The sequence below is a fragment of the Paenibacillus sp. FSL P4-0127 genome, from assembly GCF_038007325.1.
GTDB classification, from domain to species: domain Bacteria; phylum Bacillota; class Bacilli; order Paenibacillales; family Paenibacillaceae; genus Fontibacillus; species Fontibacillus macerans.
Genome location: NZ_JBBOWY010000001.1, coordinates 1,749,196 through 1,773,082, shown reverse-complemented (window position 1 = coordinate 1,773,082; position 23,887 = coordinate 1,749,196). Strand labels below are relative to the sequence as shown.

Sequence of the window (23,887 nt, the reverse complement as noted above, 5' to 3'; positions counted from 1 at the left end):
CACGTAGATCTGTCTACGCTCCGCTCCTTTCGTCCCTAGCTTCATCCAACCTTCTCGGTGCTCCAAACCTAACTTTTTGAACCTCCATTGAAACAGTAGTTCAAAAAAGTCATCTTCGGATCACGTAGATATACATAGAAGGGTATTCGGCATCGAATTTTGAATTCAGCCGGGCCTTCCGTTGCTCACGTAGATCTGTCTACGCTCCGCTCCTTTCGTCCCTAGCTTCATCCAACCTTCTCGGTGCTGAAAAGCCGACTTTTTGAACTTCATTGAGACGGTAGTTCAAAAAGTCATAACCTGACTTTTTGAACACTCATCTATAGCGATTAATCTTAGGATTTTTTCGCTTTCGGACGTTTTGCGCCGTATTTGGAACGGGCTTGCATCCGGTTGTTAACTCCAGCGGTATCCAAAGCTCCGCGTACGATATGATAACGTACACCTGGGAGGTCTTTGACCCGGCCGCCGCGAATCAGCACCACGCTGTGCTCTTGCAGGTTATGTCCGATCCCCGGAATATAAGCCGTCACCTCTACACGGTTCGTCAAGCGAACACGGGCATATTTACGAAGCGCGGAGTTCGGTTTTTTCGGAGTCATCGTACCTACACGAGTGCAGACGCCGCGTTTTTGCGGAGAGCTCAAATCGGTAGCCTCGCGTTTCAGAGCGTTAAACCCTCTTTGCAGCGCTGGCGATTTGGATTTGTACACCTTCTCTTGGCGTCCTTTGCGTACTAATTGGTTAATTGTTGGCATGTTGTTGCCACCCCCTTCCTCAGAATTCATATTGCTTTACAAACCGTTTACTTAAGCCCACAGACCCAGGCGGTTCATAAAAGAGCAAAGGAAATGTTTTTGCCGGCGAGCTTTCGCTCGAATGCAAAAACATTTCGATCAGCTATGGTTTTACAATCGCCGCCATCGCCGCGCCCACTTCAATCCCGCAGGCTTTGCCAAGAGCCGCCATCGTGTCCACAAGAGTGACCTTGACGCCGCGCTCATTGCATAAGGCGATGATTTTCGATGTAAGACGTGGATCTGCATTTTCAGCCACATAAACTTCCACGGCGCGTCCTAGCTCTACCATTCGCATGGTTTGCTTGGTGCCGATTTTCACTGGTGCGTCCCGAAGTCCTTTATCATTAGACATCCTAAACGTCCTCCAAAGCACAGGGTATCCGTACTCACGCACTATGATATAGTAGCACTCCGGTATAGGCGATGTCAAGCATATATTTGTCGTTCCTCAGCTTCAAAAGAATAAACGCCGATGCGTCCCGGCAGGTAATCAGACCGCCCGGGGCCGCATCGGCGCAGCTCTTCAAATCACTTATTCAACGGAAACAGGCTCAAGGCTTTCCTCGCTCGTCTCGTCCAGCTCAGATTCCTCAAACTGGAGGCTGCGGTAACGGTTCATGCCGGTGCCGGCCGGAATCAGCTTCCCGATAATGACGTTTTCCTTCAGGCCGAGCAGCTTATCGACTTTGCCTTTGATGGCAGCGTCGGTAAGCACGCGCGTCGTTTCCTGGAAGGAAGCGGCCGACAGGAAGGAATCCGTTTCGAGCGACGCTTTCGTAATCCCGAGCAGAACCGGTTTGGCCACAGCGGGCTCTTGGCCGGACAAGATGGCTTCCTTGTTCGCCATTTCGTACTCGTGCAGATCGACGAAAGAGCCCGGCAGAAGCGGCGTATCGCCGGAATCGACGATCCGGATTTTACGCAGCATCTGGCGGATCATAACCTCGACGTGCTTGTCGTTGATTTCTACGCCCTGGTTGCGGTATACGCGCTGAACTTCCTGCAAAATGTAGTTCTGTACGCCGCGAATCCCTTTGATGCGCAAAATTTCTTTCGGGTCGATGGAACCGTCGGTCAGTTCGTCCCCAGCCTCGATTTGGTCGCCTTCGCTTACGCGCAGACGGGAACCGTAGGTGACGGAGTAGACCTTCGTTTCCGCTTCGCCTTGTACCTCGATTTCGCGGCGGTCCTTCGCTTCGCGGATTTCCTTGATCACGCCGTCGATTTCACTGATCGTGGCTTGACCTTTCGGATTCCGGGCTTCAAACAGTTCCTGAATCCGCGGCAAACCTTGGGTAATGTCGTCGCCCGCAACGCCCCCGGTATGGAACGTACGCATGGTGAGCTGGGTTCCCGGTTCGCCGATCGACTGAGCGGCGATAATGCCGACAGCTTCGCCGATCTCCACGTGTTTGCCGGTGGCCAGGTTGCGGCCGTAGCACTTTTTGCAGACGCCATGACGGGCACGGCAGCTGAGCACGGAACGGATTTGCAGCTTCGTGATTCCTGCGTCCACGATTTCATGCGCTTTGTCGGAATCGATCAGCTCGTTCCGGTGAATGATGATCTCGCCGGTTTCCGGATGCCGTACCGTTTCGAACGAGTAACGGCCTTCGATCCGGTCGTACAGATTTTCGATAACCTCTTTGCCGTCCTGAATCACGCCGACGGTAAAGCCTTTATCCGTACCGCAATCTTCCTCGCGCACGATAACGTCCTGAGCCACGTCGACGAGACGGCGGGTCAAATAACCGGAGTCCGCCGTCCGCAGCGCGGTATCGGCCAGACCTTTCCGCGCGCCGTGCGTCGAAATGAAGTATTCCAGGACCGTGAGGCCTTCGCGGAAGTTCGATTTGATCGGAAGTTCGATGATGCGGCCGGCCGGGTTGGCCATGAGGCCCCGCATACCGCCCAGCTGGGTGATCTGCGATTTGTTCCCCCGCGCCTTGGAATCGACCATCATCATGATGGAGTTGTAGCGGTCCATCGACTTCATTAGGATATCGGTAATTTGATCCTTACACTTGGACCAGATATCGATAACGCGGTCGTACCGCTCTTCGTTCGTGATTAGACCGCGGCGGTATTGATTGGTGACAACCCGTACTTTCTCCTCGGATTCGCGCAGAATGTCCTGCTTTTCCTGCGGAACGATAACGTCCGCCACCGCAATACTTACGCCGGCACGTGTGGAGTAAGTAAAGCCGGTTTGCTTGATTCTGTCCAGAATGACGGAAGTTTCCGTCGTTTGGTAGATTTCGAAGCAGCGTCCGATAATTTCCCCGAGGTATTCTTTGCCGACCCCGCCCGCTTGCGGCGCATTCATGATCCGCTCCACGATGTCCACGCCTTTTTCATGGATAAAATATTTATCCGGCGTTCCTTGGAACAAGTTCACGCGGGTCGGTTCATTAATGTACGGGAAGCTGGCCGGGAAAATTTCATTAAAAATGATTTTACCGACCGTAGTGATCAGCAAAGCGTTTTGCTGCGCTTCCGTAAAGCTCGTTTTGCCCAAAGCTTTCGCCGGGATAGCCACCCGCGCATGCAGGGAAGCCGTTCCCCGTTGATAAGCGGATACCGCTTCGTTGACCGAGGACAAAATCATGCCGGAGCCTTGAGCGTCCTTGTTGTCCATCGTCAGATAGTAGGAGCCCAGAACCATGTCCTGCGAAGGCGTAACGACCGGCTTGCCGTCTTTCGGGTTCAGAATGTTGCCGGAAGCCAGCATCAGAATGCGCGCTTCCGCTTGGGCTTCCGCCGACAACGGCACGTGCACGGCCATCTGGTCGCCGTCGAAGTCGGCGTTGTAAGCCGTACATACCAACGGGTGAAGACGGATGGCGCGTCCTTCGACAAGAATCGGTTCAAACGCCTGAATACCGAGACGGTGAAGCGTAGGAGCACGGTTCAGCAGAACCGGATGTTCCTTAATAACCTCTTCGAGCACATCCCAAACTTCGGGGCTTACGCGTTCGACTTTGCGCTTTGCGCTCTTGATGTTGTGCGCCAGGCCTTTGTTGACCAGCTCTTTCATCACGAAAGGCTTAAACAGCTCCAGCGCCATTTCTTTCGGCAGGCCGCATTGATACATTTTCAAATACGGTCCTACAACGATAACGGAACGTCCGGAGTAGTCGACGCGTTTCCCGAGCAGGTTTTGCCGGAAACGGCCTTGTTTCCCTTTCAGCATATGGCTCAAGGATTTAAGCGGACGGTTGCCCGGGCCCGTTACCGGGCGGCCGCGGCGGCCGTTGTCGATCAAGGCGTCCACCGCTTCCTGCAGCATCCGTTTTTCGTTTTGCACAATGATATCGGGCGCGCCGAGATCAAGCAGCCGTTTCAAACGGTTGTTCCGGTTGATGACGCGGCGGTACAGATCGTTCAGGTCAGACGTGGCGAAACGTCCGCCGTCGAGTTGAACCATCGGACGGAGTTCCGGCGGAATGACCGGAAGCACGTCGAGGATCATCCACTCCGGCTCGTTGCCGGAGCTCTTGAACGCTTCGATCACTTCAAGCCGTTTGATCGCCCGGTTGCGGCGCTGGCCTTGTGCCGTGCGCAGCTCTTCTTTCAAAAATTCGAGCTCTTTGTCGATATCGAGATCCTGAAGCAGCTTCTTCACCGCTTCCGCACCCATGCCGGCTTGGAAACCGTAACCGTATTTCTCGCGATAGCTGCGGTATTCCTTCTCGGACAAAAGCTGCTTTTTCTCCAGCGGTGTTTCACCCGGATCCGTCACGACATAAGATGCAAAATAAATGATCTCTTCCAGCGAACGCGGCGACATGTCAAGCGCAAGGCCCATGCGGCTCGGAATCCCTTTGAAGTACCAAATGTGGGACACCGGAGCGGCCAGCTCGATATGGCCCATCCGCTCGCGGCGCACTTTTGCTCTCGTCACTTCGACGCCGCAGCGGTCGCAGACTACGCCTTTGTAGCGAACTCTCTTATATTTACCGCAATGACATTCCCAGTCTTTGGTCGGGCCGAAAATCTTCTCGCAGAACAGCCCTTCCTTTTCCGGTTTCAACGTGCGGTAGTTGATCGTTTCCGGTTTCTTCACTTCTCCGCGGGACCAAGAACGAATTTTGTCTGGGGAAGCAAGCCCAATTTTCATAAACTCGAAGTTGTTGACGTCCAACAAGGAGCATCCCTCCTTAACCTAGTCCTGATATTGACTATCTACGCTCTATTCTACTCCGACTTCCGAACCTTCCAGGTTGAGGCTGAGCTTATCGCCGGAGGCATCTTCCTCGTCGTCGATTTCCTTCATCTCGATCTCTTCTTCGTTTTCGGTCAGGATCTTGACGTCCATCCCCAAGCTTTGCAGTTCTTTGATCAGAACCTTAAACGATTCCGGAACGCCCGGTTCAGGCACGTTTTCGCCCTTCACGATGGATTCGTACGTCTTCACGCGGCCGACCACGTCGTCCGATTTGACGGTGAGAATTTCCTGCAGCGTATAAGCGGCGCCGTAAGCTTCCAGCGCCCACACTTCCATCTCCCCGAAACGCTGTCCGCCGAACTGCGCTTTACCGCCGAGCGGCTGCTGCGTAACGAGCGAGTACGGCCCGGTGGAGCGGGCGTGGATTTTATCGTCAACCATGTGCGCCAGCTTGATCATGTGCATGACGCCGACGGTAACTTCCCGTTCGAACGGTTCGCCCGTGCGGCCGTCGTACAGCATCGTTTTACCGTTGCGCTGCATGCCGGCTTCTTCCATCGTGTCGAACACGTCCTCTTCGTTCGCGCCGTCGAATACCGGAGTAGCGACGTGGATGCCCATTTGCAGGGCGGCCATGCCGAGGTGGATTTCCAGCACCTGTCCGATGTTCATCCGCGAAGGCACGCCGAGCGGGTTAAGCACGACTTGTACCGGCGTTCCGTCCGGCATAAACGGCATATCCTCTTCCGGCAAAATGCGGGCTACGACCCCTTTGTTGCCGTGGCGTCCGGCCATTTTGTCACCTTCGGAAATTTTCCGTTTTTGCGCGATGTAGACGCGGACAAGCTGATTTACGCCCGGCGGCAGCTCGTCGCCGTTATCGCGGGTGAACACCTTGACATCAACGACGATCCCGTCGGTACCATGCGGCACGCGCAGCGACGTATCGCGGACTTCGCGCGCCTTCTCGCCGAAGATCGCATGCAGCAGGCGCTCTTCCGCCGTCAGTTCGGTCACGCCCTTCGGCGTTACTTTGCCGACGAGGATGTCGCCGGCGGCGATCTCCGCCCCGACGCGGATAATGCCGCGTTCGTCGAGATTGCGCAGCGCCTCTTCCCCTACGTTCGGAATATCGCGGGTAATTTCTTCCGGTCCGAGCTTGGTGTCGCGGGCTTCGGATTCATATTCCTCGATATGGATCGAGGTGTACACGTCTTCCTTCACCAGCTTCTCGCTCAGCAGGATCGCATCCTCGTAGTTGTAACCTTCCCAAGTCATGAAGGCCACGACCACGTTGCGGCCAAGCGCCAATTCGCCCATTTCCGTCGACGGACCGTCGGCGAGGATGTCGCCTTTCTTGACGATATCGCCGCGTTTGACGATCGGACGCTGGTTGATGCAGGTCCCTTGGTTGGAACGCATGAATTTGTGCAGCTTATATTTGACGATGTCGCCTTTGACTTCCTTGCCGTCCACCACTTCGACGCGGCGCAGCCAAATTTCGTTGGCGGCCGAGCGTTCGATGAAGCCGTCGTATTTCGAGACGATGCAGACGCCGGAGTCCTTGGCTGCTTTGTGTTCCATGCCGGTTCCGACGAGCGGAGCCTTCGGAATGAGCAACGGCACCGCCTGACGCTGCATGTTCGATCCCATGAGGGCGCGGTTGGAGTCGTCGTTCTCCAGGAACGGAATGAGCGCCGTCGCCACGGATACGACCTGTTTCGGCGAAATGTCCATGTAATCGACCCGGTTGCTCGGCATCGTCAAAATGTTGTCGGACTGCTTGTTGTACCGGACGATAACAAACTCATCCTCAAACTTGTTGTCTTCGGTCAGCTTCGCGTTCGCCTGGGCGATGACGTAGTTGTCTTCCTCGTCCGCCGTCAGGTAAGCCACCTGGTCGGTAACCGTGCCGGTCTTCGGATCGACCCAGCGGTATGGCGCTTCGATAAAGCCGTATTCGTTGATCCGCGCAAACGTGGACAGCGAGTTGATCAGACCGATGTTCGGACCTTCCGGCGTTTCGATCGGACACATCCGGCCGTAGTGGGACGGGTGAACGTCGCGCACTTCCATGCCGGCGCGTTCCCGGGTCAAACCGCCCGGACCGAGCGCGGACAAACGGCGTTTGTGCGTAAGCTCCGCAAGCGGATTCGTCTGGTCCATAAACTGCGACAACTGCGAGCTGCCGAAGAACTCCTTGATCGAAGCGATCACGGGACGGATGTTAATCAGCGCCTGCGGCGTAATCACGTTGGCGTCTTGGATCGACATTCTTTCGCGAACGACGCGTTCCATCCGGGACAAGCCGATCCGGAACTGGTTCTGCAAGAGTTCGCCCACGGAGCGCAGACGGCGGTTGCCGAGATGGTCGATATCGTCCGTGCTGCCGATGCCGTGCAACAAATTGATAAAATAGCTGATCGAAGAAATAATATCAGCAGGGGTGATATGCTTCACCGATTTATCGATGTTGCGGTTGGCGATGACCTTCACTACTTTGCCGTCTTCGATCGGCGAGAACACATCGATCGTCTGCAGAGGGATATCCTCCGAATCCAGCACGCCGCCCGTCACATGGTAATTCCGGAAGCCGACGCTGTCTTCCAAATGAGGAAGAATCTCATCCAGCAAACGGCGGTCCACCATCTGACCGGCTTCGGCGATGATTTCGCCCGTAACCGTATCGATCAACGTCTCGGCGAGGCGCTGGTTGAACAAACGGTTTTTGATGTGCAGCTTTTTATTGATTTTGTAACGGCCGACATTGGCCAGATCGTAACGTTTAGGGTCAAAGAAGCGCGCCACGAGCAAGCTCTTCGCGTTTTCAAGCGTCGGCGGCTCGCCCGGACGAAGACGTTCATAGATTTCGATCAGCGCTTTTTCCGTCGAATCCGTATTGTCTTTGTCAAGGGTGTTGCGGATATATTCGTCGTTGCCCAGCAAATCCAAAATTTCGGCATCCGTGCCGAAGCCAAGCGCACGAAGCAGCACGGTGACAGGGATTTTGCGGGTACGGTCGATCCGCACGTAAATAATATCCTTCGCATCCGTCTCCAGCTCGAGCCAGGCTCCGCGGTTCGGAATAACGGTTGCGGTGTACATCTTTTTGCCGTTCTTATCCACTTTTGTGCTGAAATAGACGCTAGGAGAGCGAACCAACTGGCTGACAATAACCCGTTCCGCACCATTGATAATGAATGTGCCGGTTTCGGTCATCAGCGGGAAATCTCCCATGAATACTTCCTGCTCTTTGACTTCCCCGGTTTCCTTGTTAATGAGCCGGACTTTAACCCGCAGCGGCGCCGCATACGTTACGTCGCGTTCCTTCGCGTCATCCACCGTGTACTTCGGTTCGCCCAGGCTGTAATCGATGAACTCCAACACCAAATTTCCGGTGAAATCCTGGATTGGCGAGATATCCTGGAACATTTCCCGCAGGCCTTCTTCCAAGAACCACTCGTAGGATTTCTGTTGGATTTCGATCAGGTTCGGAACTTCGAGTATCTCGTTAATTCGCGCATAACTGCGCCGAGTGCGTCGACCATATTGAACAAGATGTCCTGCCAACTTAAACTCACCCCTCAATGTCTACTCACTTAAAAATTCATTGCGAACCCGTGTTTGTACCCTTATAATAGGACCATACGGATTCATCCACAAATAAAGAAAAGCCCTTATCGAATGCCTTCGAAAAAAGAGCATCATTTATCCGTGTCTATCTGCCCTGATGACCCCGTATTCAATAGTTTGCCCAAAATGTGCATATTATACGTAAAACAGCCGATTTTTATGCGTGATTTACGCATAACTATTGACACTTTCGGCAACTAAAGCCAAGGAGGGCATCCTAATGCTGACATTTTATAATAATAACATAGCGAATTTGTCAAGTCAACTATCGATTAGCAGGCCTCAATTTATGAGGTTTATGCTTTGACCGCTTTATAGATTCGGTATCCCTTATCTTTGGTAACTTCCTCTACCTGCGCAAAAAGCGACTCCAGCTTTGCCTTAGCCGACGGGGCGCCCTGTTTCTTCTGGATCACGATCCACAATGCGCCGCCGGACTCCAACCGTTCATAAGCCCCCTCAAAAATCGCATGCACGATGCTTTTGCCGGCGCGAATCGGCGGATTGGTCAGCACCACATCAAACTTTTGGTCCTTCAAGGCCGCAAACAAATCGCTTTCCAGAATCGTTACATTGCTCACTTGGTTTAGCTCCGCGTTTTCCCGGGCCAAATCCACGGCTCTTGCATTGACGTCGATCATCGTCACATGCCCCCGGCCGGCCAGCTTCGCCGCCGCAAGCCCGATCGGTCCGTAGCCGCAGCCCACGTCGAGAACTTTGGCATCCTGCGGAATTTCCATTGCTTCAATCAGGGTACGGCTGCCGAAGTCCACGCCGCCTTTGGCGAACACCCCCGCATCGCTTACAAAACGGAAAGTCTGCCCCCGCAGCGTTGCGTCCCACACTTTGCGGTCATGCTCAGCCGTTGGGTTGCTGGAATAGTAGTGATCCGACATCGATACCGTCCTCCGTTACATCGATTAATTCGTTCCCGGCTAACGCCTGCCTTACTATTTTAGCCGATTCATCCGCCGTTAAGCCAGCACGGCTCTTTTGTATTGCGCTGAGAACACTTAGAAAAATCAGACTGCCTAACCGAGAACTCCCCCTCCCCAAAAAATAGGTGCAAAAAATGTCATTATTTTCGCGATATCAGCCCATTTAAGAGAAGTAAGGGGAATTTATGCCGCTATTCTCTCCAGTCACAAGGAAATGGCCACATTCTGAACCATTCATTGGAAAAATAAGTACACAAAGTGCCGCTAATGGAGAGAAAATGCTGGGGCTTCGTATAATAGGTACATAAAGTTCCGCTATTTCGAAGGCCGACAGTCGATCGCAGCCAGTAGGGGCTCGGCAGCAGCTTTAACAGCAAAGCAAACCCCTTGAATCGGGTTCAAGGGGTTTGCCTGAGATGAAGAGACGATTATTTTACTTCTACAGTTGCGCCTGCTTCTTCCAATTTTGCTTTGATGCCGTCTGCTTCTTCTTTGCCCACTTTTTCTTTCAGCGGCTTCGGAGCGTTGTCTACCAGGTCTTTGGCTTCTTTCAAGCCGAGGCCCGTGATTTCGCGAACCACTTTGATAACGTTGATTTTGGATGCGCCAGCGTTAGTCAGGATCACGTCGAATTCAGTTTGTTCAGCAGCTTCGGCACCGCCGCCGCCGCCACCTGCTACAACTACCGGAGCTGCTGCAGTTACGCCAAATTCTTCTTCGATTGCTTTTACAAGATCGTTCAGTTCAAGAACGGTCATACCTTTAATCTCTTCCAAGATGGATTCTTTACTCATGGTTGAACCTCCATTATTTTAATAGTTTATGGGTTGTGGTACTTCAAATCACGAACTGCCGAAGAGGCTTAAGCGGTTGCGCCGCCCTCTTCTTTCTCGGCAACGGCTTTGACCGCGAGCGCGAAGTTGCGCATCGGAGCCTGCAGCACGCTGAGGAGCATGGAAAGGAGACCTTCGCGGGACGGAAGATCCGCCAGCGCTTTGATTTGGTCGACGCCAACTACACGGCCTTCAACCACGCCACCCTTCACTTTCAATGCATCGTTCTTTTTGGCGAAATCGCTCAAAATTTTTGCCGGAGCTACTGCGTCTTCCGTACTGAAAGCGATGGCCGTTGGACCGGTCAGCACTTCGTCCAGTTCAGAAAGTTCCGCAGCGGCGGTTGCGCGGCGAACGAGCGTATTCTTCAGCACTTGGAATTCCACGCCGGCTTCGCGAAGCTGTTTGCGGAGTTCGGTAACTTGTGCAACATTCAATCCGCGATAGTCCGCCACGACGGTCGTTGCGCTTTCGCGCAGCTTCGCAGTCAACGCGTCAACCGCTTCTTGTTTCGCTTGAATGACTTTTGCGTTTGCCAAACTGTACACCTCCTATTAGAATTGCATGAGCCTTTCACACCATTAAAAAGGCCTCCGTAGAATCACGAAGGCTTGAATGAAGCATTTCACGCGGAAAACCCGCATGAAATTACGTTCTATCAGAACACCTCGGTAGGAAATTAAGCCTTGCGGCACCTACTGTCTACGGTAAGCATATTCACATGTCAGTCTCACATCAAAACAACCATTTCAGTATACCAGCGGATTCACTTTGTTGTCAATCCGTATTGCCGTCGGGGCACTGGTATTATCTGTAAGATGCTGTATTAACGCGAGCGCTCGGGCCCATGGTCGAAGAAATCGCGATATTTTTCAAGTAAACGCCCTTGGCCGCAGCCGGTTTAGCCCGGTTCAACGCGTCAATAAGAGCTTTCAGGTTTTCGTTCAGTTGTTCAGCACCGAAAGAAACCTTCCCGATTGGCGCATGGATTTGACCTGCTTTATCCAGACGGTACTCGATTTTACCTGCTTTGATTTCTTGAACGGCTTTCGCTACGTCAAACGTAACGGTACCTGCTTTCGGGTTAGGCATAAGGCCTTTACCGCCGAGCAGACGGCCGAGTTTACCAACTTCGCTCATCATGTCCGGCGTAGCTACGCAGACATCGAATTCGAACCAGCCTTGTTGGATTTTGTTGATCATGTCTTGATCGCCTACATAATCAGCTCCGGCAGCTTCCGCTTCCTTCGCTTTGTCGCCTTTGGCGAATACCAGTACGCGTTGGGTTTTGCCTGTGCCGTGAGGCAGGACAACCACACCGCGAACGGCTTGGTCTTGTTTACGAGGGTCTACGCCCAAACGAACCGCTGCTTCGACGGTTTCGTCGAATTTGGCAGTCGCCGCCTTCTTCACCAGTTCAACGGCTTCCAAAGGCTCGTAAGTCGCTTCGCTGTCGATCAGCTTAGCGGCTTCCAGGTATTTCTTACCGTGTTTAGCCATGAATTCGTCCTCCTTTGTGGTATTAGCGGAATATCCTCCCACTTGGGATGAATTTTATAAATATGCTTCGATCATTTATAAAACTCCATCCGTGGATCCAAACTTAGTCTTGGATCGTGATGCCCATGCTGCGGGCCGTACCTTCAACCATGCGCATAGCCGCTTCGACGGACGCTGCGTTCAGGTCGGGCATTTTTTGCTCCGCGATTTGACGAACGGTGTCGCGCTTCACGGTAGCCACTTTCTTCTTGTTCGGTTCGCCGGAACCCTTCTCGATCTTCGCTGCGACGCGAAGCAGAACGGCTGCCGGAGGAGTTTTGGTGATGAAAGTAAAAGAACGGTCTTCAAACACCGAAATTTCAACCGGAATGATCAAACCTGCTTGATCGGCGGTACGTGCGTTAAATTCCTTACAGAATGCCATGATGTTGACACCCGCTTGACCCAACGCCGGACCTACCGGAGGTGCAGGGTTCGCTTTACCCGCAGGAATTTGCAGTTTTACCACTTTAATAACTTTTTTCGCCATGTAAAACACCTCCTTGCCCTAATAGTGGTAGACGGAACACAGTTCCTCCCACTTTGAAACCCTAAGAAACCTTTAGAAGTAGTTCAAAAAAAACATCTTTTGAACACTTAATTATATCTTCTCCACCTGAGTGTAATCCAGCTCAAGCGGGGTTTCTCTGCCGAACATGTTGACGTGAACCTTCAGCTTGCTCTTGTCCGTTAAAATCTCTTCAATCGAGCCGACAAAATTAGCAAACGGGCCAACTTTGATGCGTACGGATTCTTTGAGTTCGAACTCGATCACCGGCTTCGGCTCTTCCATGCCCATATGATGCAGGATCTGCTCCACTTCTTCCGGAAGCAGCGGAGTAGGTTTGGAACCGGAACCCGTGGAGCCGACAAATCCCGTGACACCCGGCGTGTTGCGGACAACGTACCAGGAATCGTCGGTTTGGATCATTTCCACCAAGACATACCCCGGGTAAACTTTGCGCATGACGGTTTTCTTCTTGCCGTCTTTGTTCACCACTTCTTCTTCCATCGGAACAAGTACGCGGAATATCTTGTCTTCCATGCCCATGGACTCGACACGCTTCTCCAAATTGGCTTTGACCTTGTTCTCATACCCGGAATAGGTATGAACGACATACCATCTTTTTTCCATATCAAGCCACCTAGGGACCCTTCTTAAATTATCGCTTCGATCACAGCAGAAATGCCGATGTCCAGAACCCAAAAATAAATCGCCACAACGACAATTGTACCGAGCACAATCAGCGTATAATTAGTCAGCTCTTTACGATTAGGCCAGCGAACCTTTTTAAGCTCAGCCCAGCTCTCAGAGAAAAAAGAAAAAAACGACTTGAAACTGCGTTTCATGCGCGACTACACCTCCAAAGGCTATCTGGTTTCGCGATGAAGAACTTGCTCGTTGCAAAACTTACAAAATTTCTTCATCTCCATGCGGTCGGGGTGGTTACGCTTGTTTTTCGTTGTCGTGTAGTTTCTTTGTTTACAGTTCGTACAAGCCAACGTAATTATTACCCGCATGATGTGCACCTCCCGAAGACATTCTTATGAGCGTCTCTATATTGACCTAAAATTCGGCATTCTAAAAAATGCAAGCACAAATTTAGGCCTACCTAAAACACTTTATCACATGGCCATAGTCGTGTCAACGAGACAACAAGCCAACCCCTACGAATATTTATAGTATTGGTCACGATTTTGGAAGATAAACCCTGCGCCCTCAAATCGGCCTTAAGCGTAGAGCCTGCGAACGGGCGGACTTTTCCAAAAAAAGGGCCTCCCGTTACATACAGGCGCCCTCGTCTATTCTTTTTTTATAGCACTTTTTGAACTCGATTTTATATGAAAAATAATCAGTTCCCGCACTTAAATACTGCCGTCGCGAACTTCCAGATATCGTTCCAGCTTGCGCTTGACCCGCTGCAACGCGTTGTCGATCGATTTGACGTGACGGTTCAGGTCCACGGCGATCTCCTGGTAAGAACGCCCGTCCAGGTACAACATAAGCACCTTCCGCTCCAGGTCGCTGAGAATCTCGGACATCTTGTCCTCAAGTCCGCTGAACTCTTCCTGGTTAATGATCAGCTCCTCCGGATCGCTCACCTGAGAACCGCAAATCACGTCAAGCAAAGTGCGATCGGATTCCTCGTCGTAGATCGGCTTGTCCAGGGAAACATAGGAATTCAGCGGGATGTGCTTCTGGCGGGTCGCCGTCTTGATCGCCGTAATAATCTGCCTCGTAATGCACAGTTCGGCGAACGCTTTGAACGAAGCCAGCTTATCCCCTCGAAAGTCCCGGATCGATTTGTAAAGTCCGATCATGCCTTCCTGAATGATGTCCTCGCGATCGGCTCCGATCAGAAAATAGGACCTGGCTTTGGCGCGCACGAAACTCCGGTACTTGTTGATCAAGTACTCGAGCGCGTCGCTGTCGCCTTCGCGGACCGCCTCGACAATGTCTTCGTCATTTTGGATCTCATAGTCAAACCTAACCCATGATTCGAGTTTGACACTCACCACAAATCCCTCCGGCTGCAACGCACGGTACCCCGTCACTCAGTCAAGTAATACGAACAGTATATATGAAGGTCCATAAAAGCGTCAACAACAAAAGTACCAAAAGATGTAAAGTCGAACTTTGTCAAGAGTATTTGGGAGGAGAATAAAAGAATGCCCTTTTATTCCCTGCGCCATCTTTCAAACAGCTGGCGCACCTCCGGACTCAGCTTGGCATCCAGCGTATTCCGGCTGGATTTCTCGCTTCGTTCGGCGATTTTGCGCTGGATTTCCTGTTCGCTTTGCTCCACCTGAGTCAACAATTCCCGGGCCGAAATGCGCAGGGCCCCCTGGCCGAAAATCACATGCTGCTCCACCATGTCGCTTGTTGCCACGTAAATTTGCCGCCGCCGGTGACTGAATTCGCCGACCAGCCGCTCGATGCATTCATCGGCCGTTTCCTTCTCCTTCGTAAAGTACATGTCCACTTTATTTTGGGCGAAGGTTTTGCCGAGTCCCGGCACACGGTAAGCATCGAATACGACGATCACTTTCCTTCCGGAAAAAGCCTGATAATCGGCGAGCCGCTCAAGCAGCCTGTCGCGGGCTTCCTGCAGGTCCCGCTTGGACAGCTCGGCCAGCTCGGGCCACCCGCCGATCATGTTGTACCCGTCAACCAGCAGCACGTCGCGCAGGTCGCGCATACCCGTTAACCTTCGGCGCGTCGTCTGCGCAGCGCTTCGTACATCATGACTCCCGCGGCCACCGAAGCGTTCAGGGAGTTCAGCCGCCCGTTCATCGGCAGTTTCAGCAGCACGTCGCAGGTTTCGCGAACGAGGCGCCCCATCCCTTTGTTTTCGTTGCCGATGACGACCGCCACCGGACCGTTCAGCACGCCGCCGCCTTGATACATGTCCTGCTTGGCGTTTACGTCGGTCCCGACGATCCAGATCCCCTCCTCCTTCAGCCGTTCCATCGTCTGCGCCAGGTTCGTCACCCGTGCGACGGGAACATATTCCACCGCCCCGGCCGAGGTTTTCGATACCGTAGCCGTCACGGCGGCCGAACGACGCTTGGGGATAATAACGCCATGCACGCCCGTGCACTCGGCGGTCCGTAAAATGGAACCCAGGTTATGCGGGTCTTCGATTTCGTCGAGAATCAGCAAAAAAGGCGCTTCTCCCCGCTCGTTGGCAGCGGCCAGCAAATCGTCTACCTCCGCATAGGCATAAGGGGCGACCTGGGCGACCACCCCTTGATGCTGCAGCCCCGGCACCATTTGGTCCAGCTTTCTTTTGTCCACGAACTGGACGACGATGCCGCGGTTTTTGGCCTCTGCCAAAATCGGTTGGGTAAGGTGTTTTTGGGCTCCTTCCGCCACCCAGATTTTGTTGATCGCGCGGCCGGCATGCAGCGCCTCAAGCAGCGAATGCTTGCCGCCGATCCATTCTTGATCCTCCATCGTAATCCTCCCAGAGAGCGCATAAGTCTCCCGTTGTTATGAAAATAATGCTGTTGTCAATCCCGCCTTCCGCTATCCAAATGCGCAAAGCCTTGGGCCACCAGCTGGCGCAGCCTGTCGTGGGCGCCCGTATAGTACAGGTAGCCGACCAGGCTTTCGAAGGCGGTGGCGTGCCGGTATTCCAGGACATCGGCGTTTTTCGGGATCGTCCCCGACTTCGCGTTGCGGCCCTGGCGAACGATTGTCCTTTCGTCCTCGGTCAGCTGCGGCTCCAGCAAGGCGAGCAGCTGCGCCTGCGCTTTGGCCGAGACGTACCTCGTCGACTCCCGGTGCAAATGATGCGGCCGCAGGTTCGCGCGGGACATCACATGCTGGCGGACGGCGACCTCGAACACGGCGTCTCCGATGTAGGCGAGCGCCAGCGGCGGCAGCAGCCGCGCCGGTTTGGAGGGCGCGTCGGGGAACCACAGGGGCGCCGCGGGGGGAATGGCGGCCGGCGCGACAGCGCGGCCGGCAGCGCCGGAGGCGGCAATACCGTCCGCAGCGCTCCCCATTGCCGAAGCCTCAGCCGCCTCGCCCGCCGGGCGTTCTTTATCCGTTTGGCCTCGTCCCGTCATTTCCGGCGCCATCTCATGCCCTGGGGCGTATCTTCAAGGACGATGCCCTGCGCGACCAAAAGGTCGCGGATCTCATCCGCGCGCGCCCAGTTTTTGGCTTTCCGCGCTTCCGCCCGCTCCGCGATGAGCGCCTCGATGTCGGCATCCAGCAGCTCGGCTTCCGCCGGCGCGGGGGCAATCCGCAGCACGCCGTTCATCTCGTCGAACAGCCGCAGCGCCGCTTCCAGGTCGGCCCGCCCGACTTCCGGCTGCTGCAGCAAAGCATTGACTTCGCTGACCCACTCGAACACGGCCGTAATCGCGTCCGGCGTATTGAAATCATCCTGCATTTTCGCATGGAAGGTATCGCGGATTTGCTCCAGCTTGCTTTCCCAGGCCGGCGCCGCCGCATCGGCTCCGCTTCCGGCCCCTTGCAGGCGGTGGCGAAGATTGTTCGCCGCGTTGCCGATCCGCTCCACGCTGCGCTCCGCCTGAACCATCGTCTCTTCGGTAAAGTTCAGCGGGTTGCGGTAATGAGCCGACAGCATAAAATAACGGAACGCTTCAGGCTTGTATTTTTCGCGCAAATCTTTGACGAGAACCCCGTTGCCGAGCGATTTCGACATTTTTTCGCCGCCGATATTAATATAACCGTTATGCATCCAATAATTTGCCAGCGGTTTGCCGGTAGCCGCTTCCGACTGCGCGACCTCGCATTCATGGTGCGGAAACTGCAGGTCCTGGCCCCCGCCGTGAATGTCCAGCGTATCGCCAAGCAGAAGCCGGGACATCGCCGAGCATTCGATATGCCAGCCCGGACGCCCTTCGCCCCATGGGCTGGTCCAATGGATTTCACCCGGCTTGGCCGCTTTCCACAGCACGAAATCCTCCGGATGCTCCTTGCGCTCATCCACATCGATCCGGATCCCGAACTGCAGCTCATCGATGTTTTGGCCGGACAGCTTGCCGTATTCCGGGAACTTGCGGGTGCGGAAGAAAACGTCCCCGCCGTTCTCGTAAGCAAAACCTTTCTGCTCCAAATCGCGGATGAAGCCGATGATCACGTCCATATTTTCCGTCACCCGCGGATTCGCCGTGGCCCGCCGAATGCCAAGCCCTTCCAAATCTTCGTAATAGGCCCGAATGAACATCTCGGCCACTTCAGGAACCGTTTTGCCCAGCTCCTCGGCTTTGCGGATCAGCTTGTCGTCCACATCGGTGAAATTGACGACATAGTTCACATCGTAATTCTGGTTTTCCAAATAGCTGCGTACAACGTCAAAAAAAATCATCGGCCGCGCGTTCCCAATATGGATATAACCATAAACGGTCGGTCCGCAAACATACATATTGACTTTACCCGGGGTGATGCTGACAAACTCTTCTTTTTTCCGGGTTAACGTATTAAAGATCTGCAGTGCCATACTCACTTTCCTTTCGACTGAAGGTTATTCGACAAAAGTCCTACTCGGTTCGAAGCGTATGTGAAACGCCCATGACCAGCGGAGTTCTTACGGTTAAAGGGCCGCTCTTCACGCGGCGTTTACAGCTCCGAAGGCTGCTCCTCGCGCAGCCGCTGCTTCAAATCGCGGACCTCGCCCCGCAGCGCTTCGATTTCCCGCTGCATTTCCCGCATCGCGTCGACCATCGGGTCGGGCAGCTGATGGCTGAGGCGGTCGAGCCGCTTGCCGTCCAGACGGACCACCTTCCCCGGGATCCCCACGACGGTGCTGCCGGGAGGAACCTCCTTCAGGACGACGGAGTTCGCCCCGATGTTCACTTGATCCCCGACTTTAAACGAGCCGAGCACCTTCGCGCCCGACCCGATCACGACGTTATTGCCGATCGTCGGGTGGCGTTTGCCTTTTTCTTTGCCGCTTCCGCCCAAGGTGACTCCCTGATAGATAACCACATCGTCCCCGATTTCGCAAGTTTCCCCGATGACGACGCCCATGCCATGGTCGATAAACAGCCGCTTGCCGATCCGGGCTCCCGGATGGATCTCAATACCGGTGAAAAACCGGCTGACCTGCGAGATGATTCGCGCAACCGTAAACCAGCGGCGGCGGTAGAAGAAGTGAGCGATCCGGTGGCTCCAAATCGCATGCAGGCCGGAATACGTAAAAATCACTTCAAACCAGCTTCTTGCCGCCGGGTCGTTATCAAACACCGCCTGGATATCGGATCTGACTCTCTTGAACATAGCTTCCCCCCACCTTCTTTTTCCTATGGCGATCATCCACAATTGGTGCCCCGAGCGCGAGAGCCGATTGGAAAAGTTCCAATAGATTCCGCCCCCCATTTTGCGGCCTAACGAGCCTGATCTATTGGAAGTATCCAATCAGCACCGGTGCACAGAAACAAGAAAAGCGCCCCTGCAGCTTTTCGCTGCAGAGGCGCTTTGCGCGCGGTTCCACTCTGCTTCGGATGGGGCGGCCGTACAATCCTTCGCCAGCGCGCCAGGCGCACAGCGCCCGAGGCCGCAGGCCGCCCGGACAGGCGCCCGGTGCGGTCCGTGTTGCCCCAAGCTTGGGCCGAACTTCAGCATCGCTTGAGCGGCCGGCAGAGCGGCGGCCCCCCCTCCCTCTTCGCCGTCCTTAACGCGGACGAAACGGCGGAAGCTACCTCGCCCGGTCAAGGCGTGCTCGCTTCCGCAGCTCCCGGGTGCATTTCCGCCGGGCGTATCCGGATAACTTCCAGCCTGGATTCTTCTGTGCGCGGTCCGCATGAAGGGTCCCGGTTATCCTCTCTGGTGAATACGGCTTCCAAGCGTACTTCTCCCGATCTATGCCGGTGGAAATTAAGGCGGCCGTCAAGCTTCCCTTTCGTCGCTTCGCCCGCCTTAAATGATGTTGTATATCTGCCTTTATATTACCTAAAGGCTCATGAACTGACAAGAATTAAAAAAACACGGGGCTGCCGCAGATTAGTATAGCTACAGGCGGGCGATCCGCTCCTTAAGGCGATCCGCAACCTTGGATTGACCCAGCAAGAAAATCGTCTGGTTCAGGTCGCGGCCGTGCATCTGACCGGTCAGCGCCACGCGGATCGGCATAAACAAGCCTTTTCCTTTGCTGCCCGTTTCTTTCTGCACCTCTTTGATCGCGGCGGCGATATTTTCCACGGTGTATTCGCCCAGCCCTTCCACCTTGGCGAGGAAGGCGTTCAGCACGGCCGGCACCTGCGGTTCCGCCAATACGGCGGCCGCCTCTTCCTCAAGCTCCAGATCGCTGCGGAAAAACAGTTCCGACAACGCCACGATATCGGAAGCCGCCGTCATCTGCTCCTGGTACAACGCGACCAGCGCTTTGGTCCAAGCCTCCTGCTCGGCCGTCAGCTCCGCCGGCAGCCGGCCGGCCTTCTGCAGATGCGGAATGGCCAGGCGGACGATCCGCTCGGAATCGGCGTTTTTAATGTAATGGTTGTTGAGATGAGCCAGCTTGTTCGTGTCGAAAACCGCCGGGCTGCGGGACAAACGGCCCGCGTCAAAGATCGAAATCAGCTCTTCCTTGGTGAAGAACTCCTCTTCGCCTTCCGGTGACCAGCCCAGCAGGGCGATAAAGTTAAATAGCGCCTCCGGCAAATAACCGAGCTGATCGTACTGCTCAATAAACTGAATGACCGATTCGTCGCGCTTGCTCAGCTTTTTGTGATTCTCGCCGACGATCAGTGTCATATGCCCGAATACCGGCGGCTCCCAGCCGAATGCGTCGTAAATCATCAGCTGGCGCGGCGTGTTGGATACATGGTCCTCCCCGCGCAGCACGTGGCTGATCTTCATCAGATGGTCGTCCAGCACGACGGCAAAGTTGTAGGTCGGAATGCCGTCTTTTTTCACGATGACGAAATCCCCGCTGATGTCCGACTCGAACGAAATCGTGCCTTTGACCAAATCGTCAAACGCGAAGGTGCGCCCTTCCGGGACGCGGAAACGGATGCTGTACGGCCGCCCTTCCGCATCGTAAGCGGCGTGCTGCTCCGGCGTCAGATGGCGGCATTTCCCGGAATAACGCGGCGTTTCGCCCCGCGCCATCTGCTCTTCGCGCTCTTTTTCCAGCTCTTCTTCCGTGCAGTAGCAGCGGTAAGCCAGTCCCCGGTCAAGCAGGTCCTGCACATGAGGACGGTACAGATCAAGCCGCTCCGTCTGACGGTAAGGCCCGTAATCTCCGCCAACGTCCACGCTTTCGTCCCAATCCATGCCAAGCCATTTCAAATAGGTCAGCTGGTTTTCTTCGCCGCCGGCCACGTTCCGTTTCACGTCGGTATCTTCAATCCGAATAATGAATTTCCCGCCGTGATGTCTGGCAAACAAATAATTAAACAACGCCGTTCTGGCGTTTCCGATATGTAAATGACCCGTCGGACTCGGCGCGTAACGCACGCGAACCTCTGTCATCACAATCCCCTCCCTATAAATACACGATGTATACGATTATAAACAGTCACGCTCAAAAACTCTATAAAAGGTTGTTCAAAAATCGTCTTTTTATCGCGAAAACACGTATTATATATCAAAACTCGATAATCTTATAATGACGCCCCATTGGAGACAAGAGAAACGATGCATTGGGCGGCAATCCCTTCGCCCCGCCCGGTAAAGCCGAGCTGCTCCGTCGTCGTGGCTTTCACGTTGACCCGCCGCGGGTCGGACCCGACCGCCCGGGCGATAATTTCCGCCATTTGCGGAATGTACGGCGCCATTTTAGGCTTCTGGGCAATGATGGTGGCGTCCAGGTTCCCCAGCCGGTATCCTTTCTCCACGGCCATTTCCCAGACGCGTTCGAGCAGCTTGACGCTGTCCGCGTCCTTAAAAGCCGGGTCGGTATCGGGGAAATGGCGTCCGATGTCCCCAAGCCCCAGCGCCCCCAATATCGCATCGCTTACCGCATGCAGCAACACGTCGGCGTCCGAATGTCCAAGCAGCCCTTTTTCATACGGAATCGTTACTCCGCCGATGATGCACGGCCTGCCCTCCACGAGCTGATGCACGTCAAAACCTTGTCCCACGATAAACATGTGTGAATCCCTCTCCCTGCGAATTTTTACAAAACACATCTAGCGACGCACTAACGTTTGCTAAAAATCTGACCAGCTTCGTTTCTAGCTACAAAATTTTCTAACGGTTGCCACAGCCGCTATTTGCCCCAAAAACATTGTTTTCAAGTTCTAACGGATGCCATGCCGCTTATTTCGCCTGCGAATTAAAGCCGATAACGGTGCTGACAACCGTTAAAATATAAAAAAAGCCTTTTTTCGCAAAATAGCGGCTGCTGCAACCGTTAGAATTCCGCCGCCTCCGGAGCCCCATCGATAACCTGTACTTCTACCGGAAAATCCCGAAAGTATTGTGACTACAACAAGTCTACTGCTCCTTCACTTCCGGGTGTTCCCTCCTTCCGGGCACTCCCTCACTTCTGGGTGCCCCTCCCCTTGCGGGCGCTCCTTCCCGCGGATAAACTCCGCATAGTCCAGGTCCTCCGGCGTCGTAATCTTAATATTGCTGTACGCGCCTTCAACGAGCTTGACCGGAATGCCAAGCCGCTCCACCAGCATCGAGTCATCGGTGCCCGTGAAGCCCTCCCGCTCGGCCCGTTCGTGCGCGGCCAGCAGATCGTCCCGGCGAAAAGCCTGCGGCGTCTGAATCGCCCACAACACGCGGCGGTCCAGCGTAGACGCGACCCAGCCCCGGCCGTCGGCCTGCTTGATCGTATCCTTCACCGGAACGGCCAGTACGGACGCTCCATGCTCGATGGCCGCCTCGCAGCAGGCGCTGATTTGTTCCCGCGTAACAAAAGGGCGGACGCCATCATGCACCAGTACCCATGGCGCACTGATATGCAGCAGCCCCTGGTATACCGATTGCTGACGCTCGGCGCCGCCCGGAATTACTTGCACTTGTTTGGTCATGCCGAATTCGGCAATCCAGGACCGGCAGCGGTCCACATCCTGCCTGCCGGTGACGAGCACCATTTCGGCGATCTCGGGATGGCGGTCGAACGCCTCGAGGGTATGGATGAAAATCGGCTTGTCCTCAAGCATCAAATACTGCTTGCTTTCGCGCGTTCCCATCCGGCTTCCCCGTCCCGCCGCCACCACCACCGCTCCGAAAATTCCTTTTTGCCCAGCCGCCATCGTAATCTGCCTCACCTTAGCCCAGAATAAAACGCGGGGGCCCGCCCCCGGCGCTTTTATTCCCATCATACCGAATTACTGGGCTTTTTCCAACAGTTTTGGCTTGGCAAAAATCATCCGTCCCGCCGAAGTCTGCAGCACGCTGGTCACCAGAACCTCCGTAATCATCCCGATGTAATCGCGTCCGCCTTCAACAACGATCATCGTGCCGTCGTCCAAATAAGCCACGCCCTGTCCATGCTCCTTGCCGTCCTTGATGACTTGTACCATAATTTCCTCGCCCGGCAGCACGACCGGTTTCACGGCATTGGCAAGATCGTTGATATTCAGCACCGACACGCCCTGCAGCTCGCATACCTTGTTAAGGTTAAAGTCGTTGGTGACGACTTTGCCCTGCAGCACCTTGGCCAATTTGACCAGCTTGCTGTCAACCTCGGAGATCTCCTCAAAATCCCCTTCATAAATCATGACTTTAACGTCCAGCTCTTTTTGGATTTTGTTCAAAATGTCCAGGCCGCGGCGCCCCCGGTTGCGTTTGAGCAAATCCGAGGAGTCGGCGATATGCTGCAGTTCCTCCAGCACAAATTCGGGAATCACGATCGTCCCTTCAATGAATCCGGTTTTGCAGATATCCGCGATTCTCCCGTCGATAATCACGCTCGTGTCCAAAATTTTATGTTCTTTAGACCCGTGTTCATCCTCGGGGACGGTGCCTCCCCATTTTCCCGATTTCCAGAATGATGACAATTCTTCCTTCTTGGCAAGTCCAACGCAAAGCCCCATGTACCCAAACAGCGCCGATACGGCGAACCGGGCGAAGCTCTCCAGAGATCCGAGCCAGGTCGCAAGCGGATAGACCATTAAAGAAAGAAGAAGTCCCGCAGTCAATCCGGTCGCGCCGGCCGCCATGTCATTCATCGGAATCCGGGTCAACGCGGCGATCCACGCTTTAATTCTCGCGGATACGACATCTGCAGCCAGCGAAAACAGGAACATGAACAGCGCGGCTCCGGCAGCCGCCATGATCAGGTTCACCGCCAAAGGGCTCATGCCGTCGGACCAGGAACGAACCGGTTCCGGCATTACGCCCAGCAATCCGCCCTCGGTGTACCCGAACCATGCGCCGCACAGGCCGGCTGCGATCCGTAAGTATTTTTTCAGCACGTCTATCTTCACCTCCTGAATAACTATCTTCGTTATCCAGTATGATCCAAATTTTGGAGACGTAATCGGTGGGGGATAACTTTTTTTGGAAAACGGCAAACGGCCGATATGAAGGAGAAGGCCCAT

Annotated in this window: 23 protein-coding genes and 1 other annotated feature; all 23 genes read right to left on the bottom strand. The window is 54.4% G+C overall.

Features of this window, described 5'->3' with window-relative positions:
• Positions 1–335: 335 nt before the first annotated feature.
• The 23 genes from rpsL to NYE74_RS07590 all read right to left on the bottom strand — a co-directional run bounded on the left by rpsL (position 336) and on the right by NYE74_RS07590 (position 23,761).
• On the bottom strand, positions 336–758 hold the full coding sequence (gene rpsL / locus NYE74_RS07700; RefSeq protein ID WP_036619497.1) for a 30S ribosomal protein S12: 423 nt from the start codon (positions 756–758) through the stop codon (positions 336–338).
• Between the two features lie 142 nt (positions 759–900).
• On the bottom strand, positions 901–1,152 hold the full coding sequence (locus NYE74_RS07695) for a ribosomal L7Ae/L30e/S12e/Gadd45 family protein (protein ID WP_036619496.1): 252 nt from the start codon (positions 1,150–1,152) through the stop codon (positions 901–903).
• Positions 1,153–1,332: 180 nt separating this feature from the next.
• Positions 1,333–4,947 (bottom strand): DNA-directed RNA polymerase subunit beta', encoded by a 3,615-nt coding sequence (gene rpoC, locus NYE74_RS07690; RefSeq protein ID WP_036619494.1) that lies wholly within the window; start codon positions 4,945–4,947, stop codon positions 1,333–1,335.
• Positions 4,948–4,992: 45 nt separating this feature from the next.
• Positions 4,993–8,538, bottom strand: coding sequence for a DNA-directed RNA polymerase subunit beta (rpoB, locus tag NYE74_RS07685; RefSeq protein WP_036619492.1), 3,546 nt, complete (start codon positions 8,536–8,538; stop codon positions 4,993–4,995).
• 359 nt (positions 8,539–8,897) lie between these two features.
• Entirely contained in the window at positions 8,898–9,497 is a 600-nt protein-coding gene (locus tag NYE74_RS07680) for a class I SAM-dependent methyltransferase (RefSeq protein WP_036619491.1), read from the bottom strand.
• A gap of 470 nt (positions 9,498–9,967) precedes the next feature.
• A complete protein-coding gene (gene rplL / locus NYE74_RS07675; RefSeq protein WP_036619490.1) occupies positions 9,968–10,333 on the bottom strand; it encodes a 50S ribosomal protein L7/L12 in 366 nt (121 codons plus the stop codon).
• Positions 10,334–10,401: 68 nt separating this feature from the next.
• Positions 10,402–10,911 (bottom strand): 50S ribosomal protein L10, encoded by a 510-nt coding sequence (gene rplJ / locus NYE74_RS07670; RefSeq protein ID WP_036619489.1) that lies wholly within the window; start codon positions 10,909–10,911, stop codon positions 10,402–10,404.
• 35 nt (positions 10,912–10,946) lie between these two features.
• Positions 10,947–11,098, bottom strand: a sequence feature (ribosomal protein L10 leader region).
• Between the two features lie 81 nt (positions 11,099–11,179).
• On the bottom strand, positions 11,180–11,872 hold the full coding sequence (gene rplA, locus NYE74_RS07665; RefSeq protein WP_036619488.1) for a 50S ribosomal protein L1: 693 nt from the start codon (positions 11,870–11,872) through the stop codon (positions 11,180–11,182).
• 103 nt (positions 11,873–11,975) lie between these two features.
• Positions 11,976–12,401: a 50S ribosomal protein L11 gene (rplK, locus tag NYE74_RS07660; RefSeq protein ID WP_016310704.1), complete on the bottom strand. Its 426-nt coding sequence runs from the start codon at positions 12,399–12,401 to the stop codon at positions 11,976–11,978.
• Between the two features lie 111 nt (positions 12,402–12,512).
• On the bottom strand, positions 12,513–13,046 hold the full coding sequence (gene nusG, locus NYE74_RS07655; protein WP_036619487.1) for a transcription termination/antitermination protein NusG: 534 nt from the start codon (positions 13,044–13,046) through the stop codon (positions 12,513–12,515).
• A gap of 23 nt (positions 13,047–13,069) precedes the next feature.
• Entirely contained in the window at positions 13,070–13,261 is a 192-nt protein-coding gene (gene secE / locus NYE74_RS07650; protein WP_036619486.1) for a preprotein translocase subunit SecE, read from the bottom strand.
• A gap of 21 nt (positions 13,262–13,282) precedes the next feature.
• Complete coding sequence (gene rpmG, locus NYE74_RS07645) at positions 13,283–13,432, bottom strand: 50S ribosomal protein L33 (protein ID WP_082207653.1); 150 nt, start codon at positions 13,430–13,432, stop codon at positions 13,283–13,285.
• Positions 13,433–13,777: 345 nt separating this feature from the next.
• Positions 13,778–14,431: an RNA polymerase sporulation sigma factor SigH gene (gene sigH, locus NYE74_RS07640; protein WP_371861015.1), complete on the bottom strand. Its 654-nt coding sequence runs from the start codon at positions 14,429–14,431 to the stop codon at positions 13,778–13,780.
• A 158-nt stretch (positions 14,432–14,589) separates the two neighbouring features.
• Positions 14,590–15,111, bottom strand: coding sequence for an NYN domain-containing protein (locus NYE74_RS07635; protein ID WP_036619484.1), 522 nt, complete (start codon positions 15,109–15,111; stop codon positions 14,590–14,592).
• A gap of 5 nt (positions 15,112–15,116) precedes the next feature.
• Entirely contained in the window at positions 15,117–15,869 is a 753-nt protein-coding gene (gene rlmB, locus NYE74_RS07630) for a 23S rRNA (guanosine(2251)-2'-O)-methyltransferase RlmB (protein ID WP_036619483.1), read from the bottom strand.
• Positions 15,870–15,925: 56 nt separating this feature from the next.
• Entirely contained in the window at positions 15,926–16,357 is a 432-nt protein-coding gene (locus tag NYE74_RS07625) for a Mini-ribonuclease 3 (protein ID WP_036627484.1), read from the bottom strand.
• A 125-nt stretch (positions 16,358–16,482) separates the two neighbouring features.
• Positions 16,483–17,889: a cysteine--tRNA ligase gene (gene cysS, locus NYE74_RS07620; RefSeq protein WP_036619482.1), complete on the bottom strand. Its 1,407-nt coding sequence runs from the start codon at positions 17,887–17,889 to the stop codon at positions 16,483–16,485.
• A 119-nt stretch (positions 17,890–18,008) separates the two neighbouring features.
• The gene (gene cysE / locus NYE74_RS07615; protein WP_036619481.1) at positions 18,009–18,668 is read right to left on the bottom strand and encodes a serine O-acetyltransferase; all 660 of its coding nucleotides are present in this window, start codon (positions 18,666–18,668) and stop codon (positions 18,009–18,011) included.
• 138 nt (positions 18,669–18,806) lie between these two features.
• A complete protein-coding gene (locus NYE74_RS07610) occupies positions 18,807–19,193 on the bottom strand; it encodes a hypothetical protein (RefSeq protein ID WP_036619478.1) in 387 nt (128 codons plus the stop codon).
• A 207-nt stretch (positions 19,194–19,400) separates the two neighbouring features.
• Positions 19,401–20,864, bottom strand: coding sequence for a glutamate--tRNA ligase (gene gltX, locus NYE74_RS07605; RefSeq protein WP_172531734.1), 1,464 nt, complete (start codon positions 20,862–20,864; stop codon positions 19,401–19,403).
• 128 nt (positions 20,865–20,992) lie between these two features.
• Positions 20,993–21,481 (bottom strand): 2-C-methyl-D-erythritol 2,4-cyclodiphosphate synthase, encoded by a 489-nt coding sequence (ispF, locus tag NYE74_RS07600; RefSeq protein WP_036619474.1) that lies wholly within the window; start codon positions 21,479–21,481, stop codon positions 20,993–20,995.
• Positions 21,482–21,838: 357 nt separating this feature from the next.
• Positions 21,839–22,597, bottom strand: a complete 759-nt coding sequence (gene ispD / locus NYE74_RS07595; RefSeq protein WP_036619472.1) for a 2-C-methyl-D-erythritol 4-phosphate cytidylyltransferase — start codon at positions 22,595–22,597, stop codon at positions 21,839–21,841.
• A 75-nt stretch (positions 22,598–22,672) separates the two neighbouring features.
• Complete coding sequence (locus NYE74_RS07590) at positions 22,673–23,761, bottom strand: PIN/TRAM domain-containing protein (protein ID WP_036619470.1); 1,089 nt, start codon at positions 23,759–23,761, stop codon at positions 22,673–22,675.
• Positions 23,762–23,887: the final 126 nt, after the last annotated feature.